The sequence below is a fragment of the Streptomyces sp. SID5785 genome, assembly GCF_009870065.1.
In the GTDB taxonomy this organism is placed as follows: domain Bacteria; phylum Actinomycetota; class Actinomycetes; order Streptomycetales; family Streptomycetaceae; genus Streptomyces.
Map to the genome: position 1 here is coordinate 1 of NZ_WWIA01000012.1, position 2,682 is coordinate 2,682.

Consider the following 2,682-nt stretch of genomic DNA (forward strand, 5'->3'; position numbering starts at 1 on the left):
CGCCCCGCAGACGCCGGCGCCCGCGGCGCCGACGGCTGCGGCTGACCGTCCGGCTCCGGCCGCTGCCGATGCTCCGGTCCCGGGTGCCGAGGAGCCTGACCCGGCCGGCGCGCCCCGGCCCCTCGGACATGCCGCGCCGTCGGCTGCCGCCGATGCCTCGGTTCCCGGTGCGGAGGGTCCTGTTCCCGGGGCTGCCGCGCAGGCGCCCGGGGCTGCGGTGCCGCCGGTCGGCGCCGGTGCTCCGGTCCAGGATGCGGCGGAGGCCGCCACCGTCGGCGACGCGCCCCGGCCGTTGCATGATCCCGATCCGTACAGCACGCCGCCCTACGGCGAGCCCGGGCCCTGGGCGCTCGCGCCGCCGGTGCAGCACCCGATGGCGACCCCGGCCCACGGCACCCCCGCGGGCGGCACCCCTGCGGGCGGCACTCCCGCTGGCGGCACTCCTGCGGGCGGCACCCCGGCCCAGGGGCCCGCGCCTGAGCCCCAGCCGCAGCCTCCGCACGGGGTACCGGCGCAGCCCCAGCCGCACGCCGAGCCTCCGCACGGAGCCCAGGCACCGGTCCAGGCCCAACCGCAGCACGGGCTCCCGGCACCGGCCCCGGCCTCGCCCCAGCCGCACCCGCCGGCCCAGCCCCAGCCCCATGCCCAGCCGCAGCCGCAGCCGCAGCCGCAGCCGCAACCCCAACCCCAGCCCCAGCCGCACGCCCAAGCGGCGCACCCGCACGTTCCGGCGCCGCACGCCCCCGCGCCGCAGCCCTACGCGGCGGCGGCCGTCGGGGGTGGGGCCTGGCAGCAGTACGACCCGTGGGCCGGGCCCGTGGCGCTGTCGCACACGGGGAGCGGCGACGGCGGGCGTCCGCGGCGGCGGCGCGCACTCGTGCTCGGGGCCGTGGTGATCGCCCTCGTGGCGGGCGGCGTCGGCGGCGCCGTCGGCTCGTACCTGGAGCGCACGGGCGGCCGCGAGATCGAACTCTCGCAGGCGGGACCCGAGTCCACGCACCGGGACCCCGGCAGCATCGCGGGCATCGCCAGGACCGCGCTGCCCGGCGTCGTCACCATCCACACCAAGGGCGACACCGAGCAGGGCACCGGCACCGGGTTCGTCCTCGACGGCCGGGGCCACATCCTCACGAACAACCACGTCGTCCAACCGGCAGGCCCTGCCGGTGAGATATCGGTCACGTTCGCCGGGGGTGAGAGCGCCGACGCCGAGGTGGTCGGCCACGACAGCGGGTACGACCTGGCCGTCATCCAGGTCAAGGGCGTGGACGGCCTGAAGCCGCTGAAGCTCGGCAACTCGGAGAACGTGCAGGTCGGCGACCCCGTCGTGGCCATCGGTGCGCCCTTCGACCTCGCCAACACCGTGACGTCCGGGATCATCAGCGCCAAGGAGCGGCCCATCACGGCCGGTGGCGACGGCTCCGACGTCAGCTATGTGGACGCGCTGCAGACCGACGCGCCGATCAACCCGGGCAACTCGGGCGGCCCGCTCGTGGACGCGAAGGCCCGCGTCATCGGGATCAACAGCGCCATCCGCGGGGCCGACGGCGGCGGCTCGGACGAGGAGGGCGGCGGCCAGGCGGGTTCGATCGGCCTGGGCTTCGCCATACCGATCAACCAGGCCAAGCGCGTCGCCGAGGAGTTGATCAACACCGGCAAGGCGACCCATCCCGTGATCGGTGTCACTCTCGACATGGCCTTCGGGGGTGACGGCGCCCGCGTCGGCACGAAGGGCAACAGCGGCGGCCCGGCCGTCAGCCCCGGCGGCGCCGGGGCGAAGGCGGGGATCGAGCCCGGCGACGTCATCACGGCCGTGGACGGCACGCGCGTGCACTCGGGCCAGGAGCTGATCGTGAAGGTCCGCTCCCACCGCCCGGGCGACAAACTGGATCTTTCGGTGGAACGGGACGGAAAGCAACGGAAGGTGACCCTGGTGCTCGGCTCCGCCGACGGGGACTGACCGCCCCCGGACGTCGCCCGGTGGCTACCGGACGGACAGCATCGCCGGGTACCGTGGACCCGGTCCGTGCCGGACCCAGCCGAAGACCTGCTACTGAAGACCGACCGCGGGCCGAGGACACGCTAGGAGTGCAAGGTGTTCAACGACATTGGCCTACCGGAGGTCGTGGCCCTGGTCGTGCTGGCCGTGCTGGTGTTCGGCCCCGACAAACTGCCGAAGGTCATCCAGGACGTCTCGCGCACCATACGCAAGATCCGGGAGTTCTCGGACAGCGCGAAGGAAGACATCCGCAGCGAACTGGGTCCGGAGTTCAAGGACTTCGAGTTCGAGGACCTGAACCCCAAGACGTTCATCCGCAAGCAGCTGGACAGCGACGACCTGGGGCTCAAGGAGATCCGTAACGGCTTCGACCTGAAGAAGGAGATGGCCGACGTCTCGGACGCGGTGCACACCGTGGCCGAGGTCGAGGACGGCGGCTCCACGGCCGGTGCGAGCGGCTCGGCCGCCGCGTCCGGGACCGGCACGGGCGGCTCCGGCGCACGGGTCGACATGCAGAAGCGCCCCGAGAGCACGGACCGGCCGGGCGCCGGTGATCCGCCCCCGTACGACTCCGACGCGACCTGAACCACCCCTCCTGCAACCGGGACTTCGTGACCCGGTGTGGCATCCTGCCTTGTTGTTGCGTGGACCGGACGTGACAACGCCCGTGGGGGGCGGGCCGA

At 74.2% G+C, this 2,682-nt stretch carries 3 protein-coding genes; 2 read left to right on the forward strand and 1 reads right to left on the reverse strand.

Annotation, left to right across the window (positions count from 1 at the left end; all coding sequences use genetic code 11):
- Positions 1 to 298: hypothetical protein (locus GTW43_RS37810; protein WP_237536326.1), on the reverse strand; the 298-nt coding region annotated here is incomplete at its 3' end.
- Between GTW43_RS37810 and GTW43_RS00475 the strand changes: the two genes are divergently transcribed.
- Positions 218 to 1,960, forward strand: coding sequence for a trypsin-like peptidase domain-containing protein (locus GTW43_RS00475; protein WP_343245846.1), 1,743 nt, complete (start codon positions 218 to 220; stop codon positions 1,958 to 1,960). The two genes, GTW43_RS37810 and GTW43_RS00475, sit on opposite strands and share 81 nt — an antisense overlap.
- A 135-nt stretch (positions 1,961 to 2,095) precedes the next feature.
- Positions 2,096 to 2,584 (forward strand): sec-independent translocase, encoded by a 489-nt coding sequence (locus GTW43_RS00480; RefSeq protein WP_161299534.1) that lies wholly within the window; start codon positions 2,096 to 2,098, stop codon positions 2,582 to 2,584.
- Positions 2,585 to 2,682: the final 98 nt, after the last annotated feature.